Raw genomic sequence first — 20,190 nt, 5'->3', positions numbered from 1 at the left:
ATAAGTCTGAGATGGCGGTTTTTTACGAGGCGGCTCGTAGGAATACGGTTGAATAGTATCCTGCTTATATTTCCAGCAATAAACTGTGGTTTATATTTTAGATATAAACTATAGTTTATGAGGCAACGCTATGACATGGACGATCTTGACCACAAAAAGATTTGAAGAATGGTTTGATGAACAAAACGATGATCTTCAGGAAAGAGTGCTTGCGGTGATGGGGCGTTTACAGTTTTGGGGGCCGGGACTCTCTCGTCCTTTTGCTGATACGGTAAAAGGTTCGCGCTTTGCGAATATGAAAGAGCTGAGAGTGCAACATCATGGCAAGCCCATCAGGGCATTTTATATTTTTGATTATCGGCGTAATGCAATTTTGCTTTGCGCTGGCGATAAATCGAAAAGCAAGCATTTTTACGAATCGATGATCACTGTCGCTGATAAAGAGTTTTTGGCCTGGTTGAAGGCACAGGAGAAATAATATGAAAAACAACCCGAAAGGTTACAGCACATTAGAAGAGTTGATTGCTCGTCGTTCACCTGAAAGTCAGAAACGAATTGCTGAAGCGACTCAGGAACTGATTCTGGAAAGCTGTTTGCATATGATGCGTGAGCAAATGGGCTGGTCGCAACAACAACTGGCAGACGCGATGGGCATTAGCCAGCCTGCGGTAACGGCAATTGAAAAACGCGGCAATGAGGTCAAACTGGGGACACTAAAGCGTTATATCGAGGCATTGGGTGGCAAGCTTTCACTGCAAATTGAGTTTCCGGATGGCATTAAACAGCTGAAGATTTAAAACGCCGCAGGTTTCCCCACGGCGGTTTGATTATTCGCGGAACACCACATCAGCCCAACGGGCCAGGCCTGCAGTTACGGAGCCGAAGTCATCGCCTCCAGCCAGTGGGATGCCCGGCAATTGCTGAGCCAATGCATGTTTCAGCAATGGTGAGCGAGCACTACCACCAGTGAGATAAATCACATCCGGTTTCACGGCACTGTTTTCCAGTGCAAGTGTGACTTGTTCGAGAATACGTTGCAGCGGCTGACTGATAGCGCTTTCCAGATCCGGCTGAGTAATCTCGCAGCCCAGTTCTTTACTGATAAACGGCAGCATGGTGGCGACTTGCTGACTATCGGACAGCGCGATTTTACTCTCTTCCGCAGCACGCACCAGGCGATAGCTAAGGCGCTGGCGCCAGACCTTTTGCAGGAATGCCACTTTTTCAGGTTCACGCGAATCGCGCACCAGTTCGTTGAGCATGCGGCCATTAGCACTGCTATAAAAATTGTTTTGCGCCGGGACGTCGTTAATTGCGACCGCATTCCACCACGGCAACACTGGCAAAGCGATACCTTTTTCGGTTTGCCCGCCCATGCCCAATAATGGGGAAAGCTGTTTAAAGGCCAGCATAATATCCAGATCGTTACCGCCAACACGGCAACCGCTGTGGCCTAATAGGCTCTGTTCGCGATCACGACGAGCACGCCATTGCGGCCCCATCAGCAACACTGAACAGTCAGTGGTACCACCGCCGATATCGACGACTAACACCTGTTTCTCTTCTTTTAATGTGGCTTCAAAATCAAGTCCGGCCGCAACTGGCTCAAACTGAAACACCACATCTTTAAATCCTGCGCGATGAGCGGCACGGTCAAGGATCCCTTGAGCCTGCTGATTGGCTTCATCACCACCTGTGCCCTGGAAGTTAATCGGGCGGCCGATCACAGCTTGAGTAATCGGTTCGGCAACCTGGCTTTGGGCCTGATTACGGATATGTAGCATCATCGCGCAGACTAAATCTTCGAATAGAGCGACTTGCTGAGGTTTCAGGCCTGTAGCACCGAGGAAGGATTTTGGTGATTTAACGAAGTAAACTTCTTCCGGGTCTTCCATGTACTGGCGCAGGGAACTCAAGCCAAATTGCACACTGTTGGGCAAGACATCGATATCTTCTTCGCGATTAAAGGATACCGCGCGACGCAGCAATGCCTGGGTTTCGGTACCAGTGGCGGGAACCTCGTGATGGCGATAGAGCCACTCACTTACTGATTCACGTGTCGGAGCGCACAACATTGACGGAAGCAGTTTTGAGCCGTTCTCCATCTCCAGCGCCTGTGGAACGCCGTCACGCATTACTGCTACCGAGCAGTTTGCAGTACCATAATCGAAGCCAATAAATTGCATATAATCCCCATGCCGGTGAAGAAGGGGGGCGACTTTAGCGGAATGTGGCGCATCGGGCAACTGAATATCAAAGCAAGGCATTATTAGTGGCGTGCGCCTATGCTATTGCGATAGCTAACGACAGGAAGAAACAATGTATCAGCTGGAGTACACCCCACCTTACGACTGGAAGTGGATGTTTGGTTTCCTGGCCGGGCGAGCGGTTAGTGGCGTCGAGATTGTCACCGATGAGTATTACTGCCGCAGCTTTGCGTCAGGGAAGTATCAAGGGCTAGTTACGCTTGAGCCTGATGAAAAAGCCTGCCAGCTAAAAGTGAGGCTGAGTGCGGGTCTGGAGCCGGTTGCCGATGTGGTTTTACAGAAAGTGAAACAACTGCTCGATCTTGACTGTCAGCCCCATACCATTCTTGAAAGTCTTGGTGATCTAGCGACTGCAAGGCCTGGCCTTCGTTTGCCAGGCTGCATGGACACCTTCGAGCAGTCTGTCCGCGCGATTTTAGGGCAACTGGTGAGCGTGGCAATGGCGGCAAAACTTGCCGGTAAACTGGCGAAGGCTTTTGGTGAACCGCTGGTGGATTTACCTGATTGGCGACTTTTCCCCACCCCTGAACGACTGGCATCGTTGAGCCCTGACGAGCTAAAACCGCTTGGTATGCCCTTAAAGCGTGGCGCTGCGATCATTCATCTGGCGCAACAAATGATAAGAGGCGAGTTTCCACTCCATAGCCCTACAGATGTTGAGCAAGGTGTGAAAACGCTCGTCACTTATCCAGGGATTGGTCGCTGGACGGCAAACTACATTGCTTTGCGTGGTTGGCAGGCAAATGATGTTTTCTTACCAGACGACTATCTGATTAAGCAGCGATTTCCTGGTATGACGCCAACTCAAATTCGCCGTTACGCCGAACGCTGGAAGCCCTGGCGCTCCTATGCGTTATTGCATATTTGGTATAGTGAGGGCTGGGTTCCAGGTATTTAATAGCGAGTTAATTAATCGCGAAATAGCTGGTGTTCAGCAGTATTTCCAGCGGGGTTGGTTGGGTCACTGCCTCACCGAAAATAAGGTCAATACCAATGCCTGACAGCGTATCCATCACCATTGGCATATCGGCAGGCCCCGCGATCGTTTGTAATGATTGGCGCTGGGCGTGGCCATGAATGATGGTCACCATCATTTCATCCATCAGATTGCAGTGAACATTACTAATCAGTTCGTCATCAACAATGATGTAGCTGAAACGCTGGCGTGAGACGTGTTTAAAGATATCCAGGTCTCGGCCTACGTGGCTTAGGATCAACTGGCATCCACTATCGCGCAGCCTTTTCAGGTTGCTGTCGATTTTCTCATCATCACTTTGCAACACTTCGCAATTGACCATCAGGTGTAACAGACGAGCAGGTAGTGGGCTGCGTGATAAGCCTCTTAACAGCTCGTCGACAACTTTATCATTCGCAAGGCCCGGGGAAGAAATAGGTAGCGCGATGCCAAAGCCTTTGCTTGCTACTTGTTGAGAAAACTTGCTGAAAAATTCGTTAAAAACCCTCAGGTCGAGAGCGCATTGCAACTCTTTGTCGGTAACGGCTATGCGGAACGGGGACTCATCAATCACGACATTATCACTTCCCCAGAAGCGTAATGACACCACATAGAAACTGGTTGACTCCGGAACGCGTGGCGGGGCAACTCCTCTGGCTACCATCAGGATCGGGTTCTCGTTGATGATGCGCTTTTGCTCATCGATGGTCATATGTTGATCTTCTTTGCGAATCTCATGCTGAGAAGATTCAAAGACGGTCACACGGCCGCGACCACCATTTTTCGAGGCATAACAGGCGATATCGGCCTGAGAAAGCACTTCAGAGGCAATTCTGTTATCGGCATCAATTTGGGTTATCCCCGCGCTGGCGCCAATGCGGTGCAAACGCCCGTTCCACGTAAAGTGATAGTCATTAATGCTTTGGATAATACGCTCAGAAATATAGCGCGCATTGTCAGAAGAGCAATCAGGGAGTAACAAACCAAATTCATCGCCGCCCAGACGAGCCAGGAAATCACCTGTTCGCAACATGCTTAGCATCAAAGAGGAGAGCTCGCGCAGCAGCGCATCGCCCGCAGCGTGCCCTGCGGTATCATTCACTGCTTTGAAACGGTCGAGGTCGATAAACACGAGCGCATGGCGCTGGCGATTTTCTCCAGCACTCTGCAATAAACGTTTGAGATGATTTTCGAAACTGACACGGTTTGCCAGGTGTGTCAGCCCATCATGTGAGGCGCTGTAACTCAACTGTTTAAGCATTTTACGCGATTCGGTGACATCCTGAATGACCAGCACCGAACCGATGCTTTGCCCGTCCAGAGTTGTTAGCGGAGTGATGCTGTAATGGATATCGTAGCTGCCGCCGTTGCGGCAATGCAGAACGACATCGTGCTCAATGGTCGTTCGCGCATAATCGCCACTATGAATATTCTCCATCACGGGCCCGGTATCGCCAAACGTGATGTGCAGAATGGCCAGAATATGTTGACCGATTGCCTGCTGTTGTGGCCAACCGCTGAGCTTTTCGGCAATCGGGTTCATAAAGGTGATATTCATATCTACATCGGTACAAATAACCGCTTCACCTATTGAATCCAGCGTGATGTGTAGACGCTCTTTTTCCTGATACAACGCTTCGTTCAGTTGTTTAACTTCCGTCATATCCATGTTGATGCCGAGCAGGCGCTCAACATCACCATTTTTATTCAACACCCGGTTTGCGAGTGAGCGAATATGGCGAATGCCTTCTTTGACATGAATACGATATTCCATCTTGAAAGGCACTCGAGCTTTCAAAGCATCGCGAACTGTTTTTTCAGCCTGTGGCGCATCCTCGGCGACGATAGATTCAAGCCACAGAGCGTAGGTGGGTTTCATATGTGCCGGAACTTCATAGAGATCAAACATACGTTTGTCCCAACTGATTACGTCGCTGCCAAGATCCCATTCCCAGATACCGATGCCACCCGCTTCATTGGCAAGCGTAATGCGCTCCATCAAGCGTTTATTCACCCACTCGGTATGCTTGAGATCGTTAATATCTTCAATCTGCGCGATTAAATAGAGCGGCGTGCCGTCAATATCACGCACGATAGACACCGCCAGCAATGCCCATACGACATCGCCTTTGCTGGTGTAGTAACGTTTTTCCATCGAATAGCTGTTGATACTGCCACTTACCAGCATATTAAGTTGCTGTAAATCAGCGTGTAAATCTTCCGGATGCGTGATTTGCTGGAATGTCAGTGAGCGTAGTTGTTCGGCGCTATACCCGAGGAATTTGCAAAGCGATTTATTGACCTGCAACCACTGACCATCAGTTGATACCAACGCCATACCGATGGCTGAATACTCCATCGCGTTACGGAAACGCGCTTCGCTTTCGGTGATGTGTTTACGCTCCTCGCGAAACGAATACATCACCATTGTCATTACATTTGCTGGTAATAAAATCATCAGGAACGGCAGCCAGGGGGCATTATTCATGATGTCCGTGTGCGGTTGCATGTCTACCGTGCTATTGGTTGCCATCATTAAAGAGACAACCATTAATGTAGCCAGGAAAATAACGAAAGCTTCCAGACGCGGCAGGCGAATAGCACTCCACATCAGAAAAACAATAATAAAGGTAAATGGCCACGGCATATAACGCAGAGCAAGATAGCTAAGTGTCAGGGTGATAACAAAAGTGAATATTGTTTCTAATAATAGTTTCGGATTTTTATGGCGTAATAAATAGCTTGGTTTAAACAATAATGCTGTTGGGACTAACGCCAAAGTGCCGATGGTTTCGGATAAAACCCAAACGAAAAAAGTTTTAGCAATGTTTCCGCCATCAGGACCCGCGAACCAAACTGCCAGCACGCCGCCAATAAGAGGGGGAACTATGGCACTGCAGAAAACCAGACGAACCCAATTATTGAGGTTTTGCAATGGGTTAATTTGCGTGAGGAAACGCCGCATTAACGATGCGCCAAACAATGCCTCGATAATATTTATAACGGTGTAGCCGAGATTAATCTCATGTATGGGCTGCAAAATAGCAGAAGCGCATAAACTTCCGAGAGCGCATACCACAATGATCATTGGCCATTGACGGACTGGATTACGGAATAAGGCCACCATCATGATGGATGTTGGGAACCAAAGCGGTGCTAAAACAGTACCGACCAGAGACAGTTCCAGGGAGTACAAAGTGAATATAAAACTTAAGAAGCCCAACCCCGCAGGCAAAATGAAGGAAGGCATTGCGATTAACTCTTTTGTGCTTTGTTTGATCATTACCGCAAATCCGTTAAGGCGTGCCGCCAGGTGCCATGCCCGGATGCAAATAAAAAGATAAGTTTCGGTTTATGCTAGTACAAACAATTTACAATTCCTATGCAGGCCGATCATAATTTAACACCAAGAAGTAATAAAAAGTGTTATTTGACATACTTATTTTTACCATCAAGTAATAACCATGTTTTTATAGTTGTTACTCATTGACTTCCACCTACCTGATACCTGTCAGTTAAAATCACCCTTGCGTGTGCATTACTCTGGTATCAGCGGGCGGATCTCCCTATAATTGCCGCGTTTGACGTCTTTTGCGTCGCCCTTCCTCAACATTTAAGTCAACAAGGCTCGTTACAACATGACTGACAAGTCCCATCAATGCGTCATCATCGGGATAGCCGGTGCGTCGGCTTCAGGAAAAAGTCTTATTGCCAGCACACTGTATCGCGAACTGCGCGATCAAGTTGGTGATGAACACATTGGTGTCATTCCAGAAGACAGTTACTACAAAGACCAAAGCCATCTTTCGATGGAAGAACGAGTTAAGACCAACTACGACCATCCAAACGCGATGGACCACAACTTGCTGTTTCAGCATTTACAAATGCTCAAATCAGGTAACCCTATCGAACTGCCTGTCTACAGCTATGTTGAACATACCCGTACCGGTAACACTGTTCACTTAATGCCGAAGAAAGTCATCATTCTGGAAGGGATTTTGTTGCTGACGGATGCCCGTCTGCGCGAAGAGATGAACTTCTCCATTTTTGTTGATACGCCGCTGGATATTTGTCTGATGCGCCGTATGAAACGCGATGTTAACGAACGTGGCCGTTCAATGGACTCTGTGATGGCCCAGTATCAGAAAACCGTTCGTCCTATGTTTTTACAATTCATCGAACCTTCCAAGCAGTATGCCGATATTATCGTGCCGCGCGGGGGTAAAAACCGTATCGCCATTGATATCCTCAAGGCAAAAATCAGTCAGTTCTTTGAATAATCTTCAGGCTTAACAGCCTTTCGCGAACGAGTTCTACTTATTCGCTCGCAAAAACGTAATGTAATCCCGGTATTTACCCTTCGTAGCGTGGCTATCTTAGCCCCGCTGTGGCAGGGTAAACAAAACTGAGCTTGAGATAAGGAGCATCACTAATGCGTTTGTGTGACCGCGATATAGAAGCCTGGCTCGATGACGGGCGCTTAACGATTACCCCTCGTCCGCCAGTTGAACGCATTAGCGGTGCTACTGTCGATGTGCGTTTGGGGAACAAATTCCGTACTTTCAGCGGCCATACGGCACCGTTTATAGATTTGAGCGGTCCTAAAGACGAAGTGACTGAAGCGCTGGAACGCGTCATGAGCGACGAAATCGTCCTCAATGAAGGCGAAGCATTCTATTTGCACCCAGGCGAACTGGCTTTAGCGGTAACGCTTGAGTCCGTAACGATACCCGCTGATCTAGTCGGCTGGTTAGACGGACGTTCATCTTTGGCGCGTTTGGGTCTGATGGTCCATGTAACCGCACACCGTATCGATCCAGGCTGGCATGGCTGCATCGTTCTGGAGTTCTATAATTCCGGTAAGCTGCCTTTAGCCCTGCGTCCTGGTATGATGATTGGTGCTTTGAGTTTTGAGCCGCTTTCAGGCCCTGCCGCACGCCCTTACAACAGTCGCCAGGACGCGAAATATCGCGATCAGCAAGGTGCTGTGGCGAGTCGTATTGATAAGGACTGAGTTGCCATTTGTATGGGGATTGTATGAGACGATTACTTACCACGCTGATGATTTTGCTGGTTGTGCTGGTTGCCGGCCTTTCTGCGTTGGTGTTGTTGGTTAACCCCAATGATTTTCGTGCATATATGGTGCGCCAGGTTGAAACTCGCAGTGGTTATCAACTGGATTTAGACGGGCCGCTGCGTTGGCACGTCTGGCCACAACTTAGTATTTTATCAGGGCGTATGTCTCTGACCGCGCCAGGTGCCAGCCAGCCCGTGGTGCGTGCTGACAATATGCGCCTGGATGTTGCCTTATTACCTCTGCTTTCTCATCAGCTTAAGGTTCACCAGGTGATGTTGAAAGGTGCAGTAATTCAACTCACTCCCCAGACAGAAGAGCGCCGTGCGAAAGATGCCCCTGTCGGGCCGTCGGCCCCAACGCCTCCACCTGATGAAGACAGCGGTTGGTCTTTTGACATAGCTAAGCTAAAAGTTGCTGATAGTGTGCTGGTTTTTCAGCATGCTGATGACGAACAAATTACGGTGCGTAATATCAATGTGCAAATGGAGCAGAATGAGCGAAAACAAGCGCACATTGAACTGAGTAGCCGCATCAATCGTGACCAACGTGATCTGACCTTGTCATTGGTGGCCGATCTTGATGCCAGCAATTATCCGCAGCAACTCAGTGCCAATATCTCCAAACTCGATTACCAACTTCAAGGTGCAGACCTTCCTGCTAAAGGGGTTACGGGCAGCGGAACCTTTGCGGCACGCTGGCTTGAACCACAGCGCCGTCTTGAACTTAATCAATTGCAACTGACTGCCAATGATAGCGACTTGCAAGGTAACGCCAGTGCTGTGCTGGAAGACAAAACGCAGTGGGTAATCGATTTACGCTCAGGTAAATTGAATCTGGATGGCCTGGTTGCTGGCAACTCAGTGACGAATGTCAACGTGCAGCAACAGGCACAGCAACAAAATGCGCTACCACGTCCGATCATTGCTTCCGGTGTCGAAGAAACCAACTACCAGAGTCTGCGTGATTTTACTGCCCAGGTTAACATTGCCGCTTCCAGTGTGCGTTGGCGCGGGCTGGATTTCACCGATGTTCAAGCGGCAATAACCAACAATTATGGTTTGCTGACGGTTTCTGAACTGATGGGGAAATTTGGCAAGGGTAGTATGTCATTCCCGGGCGAGCTTGATGCACGCCAGAGTCAGCCGCGACTATCATTTAACCCAAAAGTGGAAGACATAGAAATTGGGCCGATTCTGACTGCGTTTAACTACCCAATCGCGTTGTCTGGATTGCTATCAATGGAAGGGGAGTTTAGCGGTGACAGACTCAATGCCGAAGCTTTCCGTCGTAGCTGGCAAGGAGATGCGAGCATAACGATGCTACATACCACAATGCAGGGTATGAACTTCCAACAGCTAATACAGCAAGCAGTAACCCGCAGCAATGATGATGTTCAGGCCCAGGAAAATTATGACAATGTCACAATGTTGGATAATTTCTCGGCGCATGCAAGCCTCGATAATGGTGAGTTATCGCTCAAGAAAATGGTTGGCGAATCTTCTATGTTGGCGCTAACAGGCGTCGGGACTCTTGATCTTGTTAAGCAGCAGTGCGATACCCGCTTTGATGTCACCGTAGTTGACGGTTGGAAAGGGGATAGTAAGTTGATAGAGGTGCTGAAAACCACCCCAATCCCGCTGCGAGTTTATGGGCCATGGCAGAAGCTGAATTACTCTTTGCAAGTGGACCAGGTGCTGCGTAAACAGTTGCAGAGTGAAGCAAAACGTCGCCTGAATGACTGGCTGAACAAGCATAAAGACAGCAGCAAAGCGAAAGACGTTAAAGATTTGCTAGATAAGCTTTAGTCACTTCATACGTCGGATGTTGCTGCGCTAATCCTACCTACAAATACTCTATTTCGTAGGTCGTATTAGCGCAGCGACATCCGACTTTTTTATTTAAATCACACCTCAAAATCCATCTCATCGTCGCGGGTCTTCGGCACAATTTGCACCTTCTGTACGCGATGGTTTTCCACCTGCAATGTCCGCAACAGAAAATCCCCCACCTGAACAGCTTCTCCTGTCACCGGAATATGTTGTAACGCCTCCATCAGCAGCCCTGCAATCGTGTGATAGTTGCGTTTGTCATCCAGTGGTATCGGCACATACTGCACTAAGTCTTCGAGCGGCATATGACCGTTTGCGGTCCATGTTCCATCAGGGTTTTTCTGAATATCATGGCGCGCGTCTATCTCTTCAGCTTCATTCGGCAAGTTACCGGCAATGGTTTCCATCACATCACTCAATGTCACCACACCTTCTACCGAACCAAACTCATCAACCACAAAGGCAAAGTGAGTTCTGGCGTTGCGGAACTGCTCGAGAGCCACCAGCAATGGCAGTGTTTCAGGGAAGATAAGTGGCTGGCGAATTAACACCTCGAGGTTAAGCGGTTCGCCTTTGAGTGATTGCTGGAGCAAATCAATGACGTGTACTACACCCAGAATTTCATCACTCTCACCCGTTATTACCACGCGGGTATGCTGGTTCTTATCAAGCAAGGCTCGTATTTGTTCTTCCGGGTCGGCCAGTTTAATGTGCTCGACATCGTGACGTGAGGTCATGATGCTGCTCACCGTGCGCTGGTTGAGATTAAGCACGCGTTCAATCATCAGCCGCTCTTGTGGTTCAAATATCTCATCTTGCCTGGCGTGGTCAGCGATCAGCGATGCGGTTTGCGCATCCAGTTCAGCTTCTTCTTTCTTACCGTTTAATAAACGCAGCACGGCTTCAGCGGTGCGTTGGCGCAACGATTGATCGGCAGACAAGAAACGGCGGCGGTTGAATATCGCCAGCTGGTTTAGACTCTCAATCATCACCGAGAAGCCGATAGCAGCGTATAAATAGCCTTTCGGGATATGGTAGCCAAAGCCGTCTGCGACCAGGCTAAAGCCTATCATCAGCAGGAAACTCAGGCACAGAATCACAATAGTAGGATGGTTATTCACGAAGCGTGTGAGTGCTTTACTGGCAAGCAGCATCAGGCAAATCGCGATAATCACCGCCGCCATCATCACGGGTAGATGGTCGACCATGCCCACGGCGGTTATCACCGAATCGAGAGAAAACACCGCATCCAGAATGACGATTTGCGCGACTACCGGCCAGAATCTTGCTCCCCGTCGCTGCGTATGGGTTTCACTATCTTTACCCTCAAGCCGCTCATTGAGCTCAACAGTCGCCTTAAATAGAAGAAACAAACCACCAAATAACATGATCAGATCTCGGGCACTAAACCCGAGTTCGCCCACGCTGAAGAGTGGTCTTGTTAACGTGACCAGCCATGAAATGGAGGCCAGCAACAGCAAACGCATCAACATGGCAAGAATAAGGCCGGTGACGCGTGCTTTGTCGCGTTGGGATGGGGGTAGTTTTTCGGCAAGGATAGCGATAAACACCAGGTTATCGATGCCGAGGACCAGTTCAATAACGACTAACGTTATCAATCCGGCCCAGATTGAGGGGTCGGCAATCCATTCCATGCCTTAATGCACCTCTTGTTAGATGACAAACGTCACACTTAAAGGATGGTTAACCGCGCGGGAAATTGCAATGCCGCAGGGTGGGATAAATCATGTTGCCCTTTAAATGTTAAATATTGCCAGGTTAATTCCATTTAATTACTAAGGTAAATGATTAATTATTTTCTTAATAATAGCTCAGTGGTTCTTATTATAATGAAATTCACATGAGATATATCTGTATATCACATTGCGACTTATCACTTATTAATATTCTGTCAATATAAAGAAATTCCTAAACGCATGTAAATGTGCCGTTAATATTATTCTTAAAAGTCCCTGTCTGGTTCTGTGGAACCTTGCCTGATATAGGGTTAGCTGTAACAATCGATATCGGTGTCTGATATTAGATGTATTTTTTATATTCGCTGAAGCTGTGATATTTAACCTGGTGCCATAGGGCTTATCTCCAGAGAATTGTTCTTTGGGTTTACTTTCTGGAATCGTTATTTCTTATAAATTTTCTTTTTTCAGTAGGTTGGTGACTGTAAGCCAGGGGCGGTAGCATGCCCGAAGGCCAGAGAATAAGCCTCAATTATTCTGTCAATAGGAAGTCGGGAAATAAGCGTTTTTTTAGGATTGATGCCAGATGTTTTCTGCGTCAACCAGGTTTTAATTTAGGCCTTATTCAAAAACCTAACGAATCACTTATTTTATACCCAAAATAATTCGAGTTGCAGCCAACACCCCTGCAGCTTGAATTAAGAAGGGTATATTCGCTCAGGATAATTACTCTGCCATAGTGATAAATACTCAATGATTAAATACAAACTTAAATTGATGCCTTTGTTGGTGTCGGTAACCCTGATGAGTGGTTGCACAGTGCTCCCCGGTAGCAATATGTCTACGATGGGGAAAGATGTTATCAAGCAGCAGGATTCAGATTTTGATCTTGACCGGATGGTTAACGTGTACCCGTTAACACCGCGTCTGGTTGAGCAATTACGCGTACGTCCAGCGGTCGCGCAGCCAAATATGTCTCTCGACCAGGAGATCTCTGCTTACCAATACCGCGTGGGACCAGGAGATGTTCTGAATGTCACGGTCTGGGATCACCCAGAACTCACCACTCCGGCGGGCCAATACCGTAGCTCAAGCGACGCGGGTAACTGGGTACAGTCAGACGGCACCATGTTCTATCCGTATGTCGGCAAAGTAAAAGTCGCGGGTAAAACCTTGTCTGAAATCCGCAGTGATATTACCGGCCGCCTTGCGACGTACATCGCTGACCCGCAGGTGGACGTTAATATCGCTGGCTTCCGCTCCCAAAAAGCCTATGTCTCAGGCCAGGTGAATAAATCCGGCCAGCAGCCAATTACCAACGTACCGCTCACTATTCTTGACGCTATCAATGCCGCAGGCGGCCTGACTGATGCGGCCGACTGGCGCAATGTGGTGCTGACGCATAACGGCCAGGAAAAACGGATTTCCCTGCAAGCGTTGATGCAAAACGGCGACCTGAGCCAAAACCATCTGCTTTATCCCGGCGACATTTTATTCGTGCCGCGCAATGACGATCTGAAAGTGTTCGTGATGGGTGAAGTGAAGAAACAAACCACCCTGAAAATGGACTTCAGCGGCATGACGCTGACCGAAGCGCTCGGCCAGGCAGAAGGTTTGGATATGACGGCTTCCAATGCCAGCGGCATCTTCGTTATTCGCCCAATCAAAGAGAAGCAGGGCGGTAAAATCGCCAACATTTATCAGCTTGATATGTCCGATGCGACCTCGCTGGTAATGGGTACCGAATTCCAGTTGCAACCTTACGATGTGGTGTATGTGACCACAGCACCTGTCACGCGTTGGAATCGTCTGATCAACCAACTGCTGCCGACTATCAGTGGCGTTCGTTATATGACGGATACCGCCAAAGACATCCACACCTGGTAACGCCTTATGTTCAACAAAATATTGGTTGTCTGTGTGGGGAATATTTGCCGCTCCCCAACCGCTGAGCGGTTACTCAAAAGCTATCACCCGGAGCTCACCGTGACATCAGCGGGGCTGGGGGCGTTGGTCGGGAAGGGGGCTGATGCGGGCGCTATTCGCGTCGCCGAGCAGCATAACCTTTCCCTTGAAGGGCACTGTGCAAAACAGGTTTCCGGCAAAATGTGCCGCGAATACGACCTGATTCTTGCCATGGAAAAACGCCATATCTCCGCACTTTGCGAAATGGCTCCAGAGATGCGCGGCAAAGTGATGCTGTTTGGTCACTGGGATGCGGAACGGGAAATTCCCGACCCGTATCGCAAAAGCCACGACGCTTTTGAAGCGGTTTACGGTCTTCTGGACCAGAACGCCCAAAAATGGGCTAACGCACTCAACGCTCATCAGGGATAACAATGACAGAAAAAGCACGCCGTTCGAGCGCCCCGACTGAGGGCAATGACGAAATTGATATTGGCCGATTGTTCGGAACGGTTCTTGAAGCCCGCTGGTGGGTTTTGGGGATCACCGCAATCTTCGCGATTCTGGCGACCGTCTACGCGATGTTTGCCACGCCAATCTATAAAGCCGATGCGCTGGTGCAAATCGAACAAAACGCCGGTAACTCGCTGGTCAACGACATCAGTTCCGCACTATCTAATAAGCCGCCTGCTTCCGCTGCCGAGATGCAGCTGATTCAGTCGCGCCTGGTATTGGGCAAAACAGTTGACGATCTTAACCTGGATATTGCCGTCGAAAAGAACAGCTTCTGGCTGTTAGGTGCGGGCTGGGACAGGCTGCAAGGCCGCCAGAACGATACCGTCGTTGTTGATACCTTTAACCTCCCGGCAGGGCAGGCCAAAAATGTATTTACCGTGGAAGTGGTTAGCCCAACGCAGTATTTGCTGACTAACGACAATGGTTTTAGCGCCAAAGGGCAGGTTGGCCAACCGCTCAATCAAGGCGGCGTCACGATGCTTGTCAGTGCGATTAAAGCGCAAGTGGGAGATACCTTTACCGTCAATAAATACTCAACGCTTGGCATGATCAATCAGCTTCAGGGCAACCTGACCGTAGCTGAAAACGGCAAAGATACCGGCGTGTTAAGCCTCTCTTATACCGGTGAAGACAAGGACCAAATCCGCGCCATCCTCGACAGCATCACGCGTAACTATCTGGCGCAGAACGTGCAGCGCAAGTCGGAAGAAGCGGCCAAAAGCCTGCAATTCTTAGCGCAGCAGTTGCCGGAAGTTCGCAGCCGCCTCGATGCTGCCGAAAATAAACTGAATGCTTATCGCCAACAGCAAGACTCGGTTGACCTGTCACTGGAAGCCAAATCCGTGCTCGACACTATGGTGAACATTGATGCGCAGCTCAATGAACTGACCTTCAAAGAGGCTGAAATTTCCAAACTCTATACCAAAGTTCACCCGGCTTATCGCACCTTGCTGGAAAAACGTCAGACGTTGCTTGATGAAAAAGCGCGGCTGAACGGGCGTGTTACCGCGATGCCAAAAACGCAGCAAGAAATCGTGCGTTTAACGCGTGATGTCGAGTCTGGTCAACAGGTATACATGCAGTTGTTGAACAAGCAGCAAGAGTTGAAAATCACTGAAGCCAGCACCGTGGGTGATGTACGTATCGTCGATGCGGCAATTGCCCAACCAGGCATGGTGAAACCGCAGCGTGCCCTGATTATTCTCGGCAGCATTATTCTTGGCCTGATGTTGTCCGTTATGGGTGTGCTGTTACGCTCCTTGTTCAACCGTGGCATCGAAAGCCCTGCGGTACTCGAAGAGGCAGGGATTGGTGTGTATGCCAGCATCCCGCTCTCTGAATGGCAGAAATCCCGCGACAATGCCACGGTGCGCAGCGTCAAAGCGGCGAAGCGCAATAAGCAAAGCCAACTATTGGCGGTGGGGAACCCAACGGACCTGGCCATCGAAGCGATTCGCAGCCTGCGTACCAGCCTTCATTTCGCCATGATGCAGGCATCCAATAACGTCCTTATGCTGACTGGTGTTAGCCCGTCGATAGGTAAAACGTTTGTCTGTGCCAACCTGGCTGCCGTGATTAGCCAGACCAATAAGCGTGTGCTGCTTATCGACTGCGATATGCGCAAAGGTTATACCCACGAACTACTGGGCACCACCAACAACAACGGTCTTGCTGAAGTGCTCTCAGGCCAGGCGGAAATTACCGGCTGTGCGCAAAAAACCTCCGTACCCAATTTTGACCTTGTGCCGCGCGGTGTAGTGCCGTCCAACCCTTCTGAATTGCTGATGAGTGAGCGCTTTGCGGAGTTAATCGCCTGGGCAAGCAAAAGCTATGACCTGGTGTTGATTGATACCCCGCCGATTCTCGCCGTTACTGACGCAGCGGTTGTGGGCCGCCATGCGGGCACCACGCTGATGGTGGCGCGCTACGCGGTGAATACGCTCAAAGAGGTCGAAACCAGTCTCAGCCGCTTTGAACAAAATGGCGTCACCGTTCGCGGTGTGATCCTCAACTCCATCTTCCGCCGTGCGGCAGGGTACGAGGATTACGGTTACTACGAGTACGAATATAAATCTGATGCTAAGTAATCAGGCATCAACTGGCGGATGACGCTTTGCTTATCCGCCCTACAAATCTCGTCGTAGGGTGGATAAGCGATAGCGCCATCTACCAATAAATAATAACGATTTCAGGGGGAGCGCCATGAAACGCCCACTTATCTCTATTTATATGCCGACATGGAACCGCCAGCAGTTGGCTATCCGCGCCATCAAATCGGTGCTGCGCCAGGATTATGAACACTGGGAAATGTTAATCGTTGATGACTGCTCTTCATCTTTTGAACAGCTTCAGCGCTTTGTTGATGAGCTGGGTGACTCGCGTGTGCGTTACATCCGTAATGATTTCAACTCTGGCGCGTGCTCGGTACGCAACCAGGCTATTAGCCAGGCTTCTGGTGAGTTGATTACTGGTATTGATGACGATGATGAGTGGACCCCCAATCGTTTGTCAGCGTTCCTGGAGCATAAACAGCAGCTGGTGACGCACGCCTTCTTGTATGCCAACGACTACGTTTGCGAGGGGCAGGTTTATTCCCAGCCCGCCAGCCTGCCGCTCTATCCTAAATCCCCATTCTCATTAAAGCTGTTTTATAAGCGTAATATCATAGGTAATCAGGTATTTACCTATGCTGACCGCTTCAAAGCCTGCCTGTTCGATACCACTCTCGCGGCAGCTCAGGATTACGATATTTTCCTGCGTATGGTGGTGGAGTATGGTCAGCCGTGGAAAGTTGAAGAAGCCACGCAAATTTTGCATATCAATCACGGTGAAATGCAGATAACTAAATCGCCGAAAAAGTTTGCCGGGTATTTCCACTTCTATCAAAAGCACAAAGACAAATTCGACCGTGCCAGCAAGAAGTATCAACTATTTACCCTTTACCAGATCCGCAACAAGCGTATGTCTTTGCGCACGTTATTAGCGCTATTGAGCGTGCGAAATACTAAGCGACTGGCTGATGGGCTGCGGGGGAAATAACGGTGCTTGAAGACCTACGCGCAAACTCCTGGAGCCTTCGCCCTTGTTGCATGGTGATGGCTTATCGCATCGCTCATTTTTGCTCGGTATGGCGCAAAAAAAGCGTCATCAACAATTTGTGGGCAGCTCCGATAATCCTGCTTTATCGCTTTGTGACTGAATGCCTGTTTGGCTATGAAATCCAGGCCGGAGCCACCATTGGGCGCCGTTTTACCATTCACCACGGTTATGCCGTCGTCATCAATAAATTCGTGGTCGCCGGTGATGATTTCACCATTCGCCACGGCGTCACTATTGGTAATCGCAGCAAAAGCAATGATTGTCCGGTGATTGGCAACGGTGTCGAGCTAGGCGCGAATGTAGTGATTATTGGTGACATCACCGTGGGTAATAACGTGGTGGTCGGCGCGGGTAGTGTGGTGCTGGACAACGTGCCGGACAATGCGCTGGTCGTCGGTCAGAAAGCGCAAGTAAAGGTTATAAAATGAATATCTTACAATTCAACGTTCGCCTTGCAGAAGGCGGTGCGGCGGGTGTCGCGCTGGATCTTCACCAGCGCGCAAATGCCGCAGGTTTTAGCTCACGCTTTATTTACGGCTACGGTAAAGGCGGCAAGAAAAGTGCCAGCCATGACAAGTTCCAGGGGGTGGAAAAACACACCCCGCGTCTGACGTCGATCGCCAACATTATTCTGTTTCGCTTTTTCAACCGCGACCCGTTTGGCAACCTGAATAACCTGTATCGCAAAGTGACCCGGACCAGTGGCCCGGTGGTACTGCATTTCCATGTGGTTCACAGTTACTGGCTGAATCTCGAAGAGATGGTGACATACTGCCAGCGTGTGAAAGCCCATAAATCAGATGTGAATTTTGTCTGGACGCTCCACGACCACTGGAGCATTACCGGACGCTGCGCGTTTCTTGATGGTTGCGATGGCTGGAAAACCGGCTGCCAAAAATGCCCGACGCTCACCAACTACCCGCCTGTAAAAAAGGATCGTGCACATCTTCTGGTGCACACCAAACGCCAGTTGTTCCGTGAAATGCTCGCGCTAGGCTGCCAGTTTATTTCGCCAAGCCAGCACGTGGCCGATGCCTTTAACCGGATTTACGGGGCAGGGCGCTGCAAAATTATCAATAACGGAATTGATGTGGCAACCGAAGCGATTCTGGCTGAATTACCGCTCACGCAAGCCGCGGGCGTTAAGCCAAAAGTAGCGGTGGTAGCCCATGATTTGCGTTACGACGGCAAAACCAATCAGCAACTGGTGCAGGCCATTATGGCGCTGGGCGACGAAGTCGAGTTGCACACCTTCGGTAAGTTTTCGCCGTTTAACGGACCGAACGTGGTGAATCACGGTTACATGACCGATAAAAAAGCGTTGATGAGCGAGCTTAACGAAATGGACTCGCTGGTATTCAGCTCGCAGGTCGACAACTACCCGTTGATTCTGTGTGAAGCACTATCGATTGGCGTGCCGGTTATTGCCACGCAAAGTGATGCAGCGGATGAAGTGTTGCGTAAAGTTGGCGGAAAAACCTTTAGTGATGCTCGGGTGCTCGAACTGGTGAAAATGCCAAAAGAGCAGTTAGCGCAACAGGTGTTTGGCAAAGAGTTGCAGGTGTTTAAAGCTGCAAGCCGCCAGGCGTTTAGTGGGCAACAGATGCTGGAGGAGTATGTCTCGTTCTATCAGAATCTGTAGTTATCTGCTGTTACCGTTTATCTATCTGGTGGTCAACGTCAAGTTGGCCTCATTGGGGGAAAGCTTCCCGATAACGATAGTCACCTTCTTGCCCGCAATCCTCTTTTTGTACATTGAACGAATCAGCGTCAAAAAATTGATGATTGCGCTGGGTATCGGTGCCGGACTGACCGCATTTAACTACATCTTTGGCCAATCGCTTGATGCCAGCAAATACGTCACCTCGACATTATTGTTCGTTTATATCGTGCTGATTATGGCAATGACATGGAGCTGCCGTTTCAAAACTATTTCACAGCGTAATCACCATAAAATTTTGCGGTTATTTTATGGTGTGGTTGGCATTATTGTGATGCTTGCTGCGGCGGAGATGGCTCAGATTATTCTGACCGGTGGAAGTAGCCTGATTGAGAAAATTTCGAAGTTTCTTATATACAGTAATAGCTATGTTCTGAACTTTATTAGCTTCGGTGGCAAGCGCACCACGGCACTCTATTTTGAACCGGCGTTCTTCGCTCTGGCGTTAATCTCAATTTGGCTCAGTATCAAACAGTTTGGTATCAAAACACCGAAAACAGATGGTATGATTCTTTTAGGGATAGTACTTTCAGGGTCGTTTTCAGGGGTAATGACTTTTATCCTGTTCTATCTTCTTGAATGGGCATTCCAGTACCTTAATAAAAGTGCCATAAAGAAGAAGTTGCCATTGGCAATTATTTCTCTTTCCGTGTTTTTAGTAGGGTTAATATTTGCATTCCCTTATATCGCGACCCGCCTTGGCGATTTGGGAACCGAAGGTTCGTCATCTTATTATCGAATTATTGGCCCGTTAGCGATGGTTGGGTATTCATTAACCAATATCGATGGGGTAGTGCGTTTCGGATCTTTATATGAATATGTCGCATCATTCGGAATCTTTAACGGTGCGGATGTCGGTAAAACAGTAGACAATGGTTTGTATCTGTTAATTATTTATTTTTCATGGTTCGCGGTATTACTGACCATTTGGTATATGTGGAAAGTCATTAAAATGATGCGCACAGCTTTTGGTAATAATGAAAATTACCGCGTTCAATTATGGCTTTTTACACCCGTGTCATTATTTTTTACCGGTTCAATTTTTAGCCCTGAATATGCGTTCTTGATTGTGTGCCCGTTTATTTTGCGTAAGGCACTTAATATTACACAGCGCTGAGGTCCATC

At 48.9% G+C, this 20,190-nt stretch carries 16 protein-coding genes; 13 read left to right on the top strand and 3 right to left on the bottom strand.

The features are described 5' to 3' along the window. Nucleotides 1–130 precede the first annotated feature (130 nt). Both LVQ77_RS09650 and LVQ77_RS09645 read left to right on the top strand, forming a co-directional pair. Nucleotides 131–478, top strand: coding sequence for a type II toxin-antitoxin system RelE/ParE family toxin (locus LVQ77_RS09650; RefSeq protein ID WP_232865211.1), 348 nt, complete (start codon nucleotides 131–133; stop codon nucleotides 476–478). Between the two features lies 1 nt (nucleotide 479). Further along, nucleotides 480–797, top strand: coding sequence for a helix-turn-helix domain-containing protein (locus LVQ77_RS09645; RefSeq protein WP_154155342.1), 318 nt, complete (start codon nucleotides 480–482; stop codon nucleotides 795–797). A gap of 30 nt (nucleotides 798–827) precedes the next feature. Here LVQ77_RS09645 and yegD read toward each other — a convergent pair whose 3' ends face one another. Then, nucleotides 828–2,186 carry a molecular chaperone gene (gene yegD / locus LVQ77_RS09640; protein WP_232904329.1) on the bottom strand — a complete coding sequence of 453 codons (1,359 nt, stop codon included), beginning with the start codon at nucleotides 2,184–2,186 and terminating at the stop codon, nucleotides 828–830. A gap of 133 nt (nucleotides 2,187–2,319) precedes the next feature. On the opposite strand from yegD, the gene alkA reads away from it, so the two are divergent. Beyond that, the gene (gene alkA, locus LVQ77_RS09635; protein WP_232904328.1) at nucleotides 2,320–3,165 is read left to right on the top strand and encodes a DNA-3-methyladenine glycosylase 2; all 846 of its coding nucleotides are present in this window, start codon (nucleotides 2,320–2,322) and stop codon (nucleotides 3,163–3,165) included. A gap of 7 nt (nucleotides 3,166–3,172) precedes the next feature. Here the strand turns inward: alkA and LVQ77_RS09630 are convergent, their stop codons facing one another. Beyond that, nucleotides 3,173–6,505: a diguanylate cyclase gene (locus tag LVQ77_RS09630; RefSeq protein ID WP_232904327.1), complete on the bottom strand. Its 3,333-nt coding sequence runs from the start codon at nucleotides 6,503–6,505 to the stop codon at nucleotides 3,173–3,175. A gap of 355 nt (nucleotides 6,506–6,860) precedes the next feature. On the opposite strand from LVQ77_RS09630, the gene udk reads away from it, so the two are divergent. The 3 genes from udk (at nucleotide 6,861) to asmA (ending at nucleotide 10,104) form a co-directional block, all read left to right on the top strand. After that, the gene (udk, locus tag LVQ77_RS09625) at nucleotides 6,861–7,502 is read left to right on the top strand and encodes a uridine kinase (protein WP_034458495.1); all 642 of its coding nucleotides are present in this window, start codon (nucleotides 6,861–6,863) and stop codon (nucleotides 7,500–7,502) included. 152 nt (nucleotides 7,503–7,654) lie between these two features. Continuing rightward, nucleotides 7,655–8,236, top strand: a complete 582-nt coding sequence (dcd, locus tag LVQ77_RS09620) for a dCTP deaminase (RefSeq protein WP_064512248.1) — start codon at nucleotides 7,655–7,657, stop codon at nucleotides 8,234–8,236. Nucleotides 8,237–8,259: 23 nt separating this feature from the next. Continuing rightward, nucleotides 8,260–10,104, top strand: coding sequence for an outer membrane assembly protein AsmA (gene asmA, locus LVQ77_RS09615; RefSeq protein WP_232904326.1), 1,845 nt, complete (start codon nucleotides 8,260–8,262; stop codon nucleotides 10,102–10,104). Nucleotides 10,105–10,202: 98 nt separating this feature from the next. Here asmA and LVQ77_RS09610 read toward each other — a convergent pair whose 3' ends face one another. Beyond that, nucleotides 10,203–11,783, bottom strand: a complete 1,581-nt coding sequence (locus tag LVQ77_RS09610; protein ID WP_232904325.1) for a TerC family protein — start codon at nucleotides 11,781–11,783, stop codon at nucleotides 10,203–10,205. A 795-nt stretch (nucleotides 11,784–12,578) separates the two neighbouring features. On the opposite strand from LVQ77_RS09610, the gene LVQ77_RS09605 reads away from it, so the two are divergent. From LVQ77_RS09605 to wcaD, 7 genes are all read left to right on the top strand, one after another. Next, nucleotides 12,579–13,712, top strand: a complete 1,134-nt coding sequence (locus LVQ77_RS09605) for a polysaccharide export protein (protein ID WP_151994412.1) — start codon at nucleotides 12,579–12,581, stop codon at nucleotides 13,710–13,712. Nucleotides 13,713–13,718: 6 nt separating this feature from the next. After that, nucleotides 13,719–14,162, top strand: a complete 444-nt coding sequence (gene wzb, locus LVQ77_RS09600; RefSeq protein WP_064512241.1) for a low molecular weight protein-tyrosine-phosphatase Wzb — start codon at nucleotides 13,719–13,721, stop codon at nucleotides 14,160–14,162. A 2-nt stretch (nucleotides 14,163–14,164) separates the two neighbouring features. After that, nucleotides 14,165–16,333: a tyrosine-protein kinase Wzc gene (wzc, locus tag LVQ77_RS09595; protein WP_232904324.1), complete on the top strand. Its 2,169-nt coding sequence runs from the start codon at nucleotides 14,165–14,167 to the stop codon at nucleotides 16,331–16,333. Between the two features lie 115 nt (nucleotides 16,334–16,448). Continuing rightward, the gene (gene wcaA / locus LVQ77_RS09590) at nucleotides 16,449–17,285 is read left to right on the top strand and encodes a colanic acid biosynthesis glycosyltransferase WcaA (RefSeq protein WP_232865218.1); all 837 of its coding nucleotides are present in this window, start codon (nucleotides 16,449–16,451) and stop codon (nucleotides 17,283–17,285) included. Between the two features lie 2 nt (nucleotides 17,286–17,287). After that, on the top strand, nucleotides 17,288–17,773 hold the full coding sequence (gene wcaB / locus LVQ77_RS09585) for a colanic acid biosynthesis acetyltransferase WcaB (protein WP_232904323.1): 486 nt from the start codon (nucleotides 17,288–17,290) through the stop codon (nucleotides 17,771–17,773). Next, nucleotides 17,770–18,987, top strand: coding sequence for a glycosyltransferase (locus tag LVQ77_RS09580; protein ID WP_232904322.1), 1,218 nt, complete (start codon nucleotides 17,770–17,772; stop codon nucleotides 18,985–18,987). Before wcaB ends, LVQ77_RS09580 begins: the two co-directional genes overlap by 4 nt. Further along, a complete protein-coding gene (gene wcaD / locus LVQ77_RS09575) occupies nucleotides 18,962–20,182 on the top strand; it encodes a colanic acid polymerase WcaD (protein WP_151994406.1) in 1,221 nt (406 codons plus the stop codon). Before LVQ77_RS09580 ends, wcaD begins: the two co-directional genes overlap by 26 nt. Nucleotides 20,183–20,190: the final 8 nt, after the last annotated feature.

The organism is Buttiauxella cochleicola (assembly GCF_021282435.1).
Classification (GTDB): Bacteria; Pseudomonadota; Gammaproteobacteria; order Enterobacterales; family Enterobacteriaceae; genus Buttiauxella; species Buttiauxella massiliensis.
This window is presented reverse-complemented; position numbering and strand designations above follow the sequence as displayed.

Coding starts and splice junctions, on each gene's coding strand:
- LVQ77_RS09650 (WP_232865211.1), top strand. CDS start 131: ATGACATGGACGATCTTGACCACAAAAAGATTTGAAGAATGGTTTGAT.
- LVQ77_RS09645 (WP_154155342.1), top strand. CDS start 480: ATGAAAAACAACCCGAAAGGTTACAGCACATTAGAAGAGTTGATTGCT.
- yegD (WP_232904329.1), bottom strand. CDS start 2,186: ATGCAATTTATTGGCTTCGATTATGGTACTGCAAACTGCTCGGTAGCA.
- alkA (WP_232904328.1), top strand. CDS start 2,320: ATGTATCAGCTGGAGTACACCCCACCTTACGACTGGAAGTGGATGTTT.
- LVQ77_RS09630 (WP_232904327.1), bottom strand. CDS start 6,505: ATGATCAAACAAAGCACAAAAGAGTTAATCGCAATGCCTTCCTTCATT.
- udk (WP_034458495.1), top strand. CDS start 6,861: ATGACTGACAAGTCCCATCAATGCGTCATCATCGGGATAGCCGGTGCG.
- dcd (WP_064512248.1), top strand. CDS start 7,655: ATGCGTTTGTGTGACCGCGATATAGAAGCCTGGCTCGATGACGGGCGC.
- asmA (WP_232904326.1), top strand. CDS start 8,260: ATGAGACGATTACTTACCACGCTGATGATTTTGCTGGTTGTGCTGGTT.
- LVQ77_RS09610 (WP_232904325.1), bottom strand. CDS start 11,783: ATGGAATGGATTGCCGACCCCTCAATCTGGGCCGGATTGATAACGTTA.
- LVQ77_RS09605 (WP_151994412.1), top strand. CDS start 12,579: ATGATTAAATACAAACTTAAATTGATGCCTTTGTTGGTGTCGGTAACC.
- wzb (WP_064512241.1), top strand. CDS start 13,719: ATGTTCAACAAAATATTGGTTGTCTGTGTGGGGAATATTTGCCGCTCC.
- wzc (WP_232904324.1), top strand. CDS start 14,165: ATGACAGAAAAAGCACGCCGTTCGAGCGCCCCGACTGAGGGCAATGAC.
- wcaA (WP_232865218.1), top strand. CDS start 16,449: ATGAAACGCCCACTTATCTCTATTTATATGCCGACATGGAACCGCCAG.
- LVQ77_RS09580 (WP_232904322.1), top strand. CDS start 17,770: ATGAATATCTTACAATTCAACGTTCGCCTTGCAGAAGGCGGTGCGGCG.
- wcaD (WP_151994406.1), top strand. CDS start 18,962: ATGTCTCGTTCTATCAGAATCTGTAGTTATCTGCTGTTACCGTTTATC.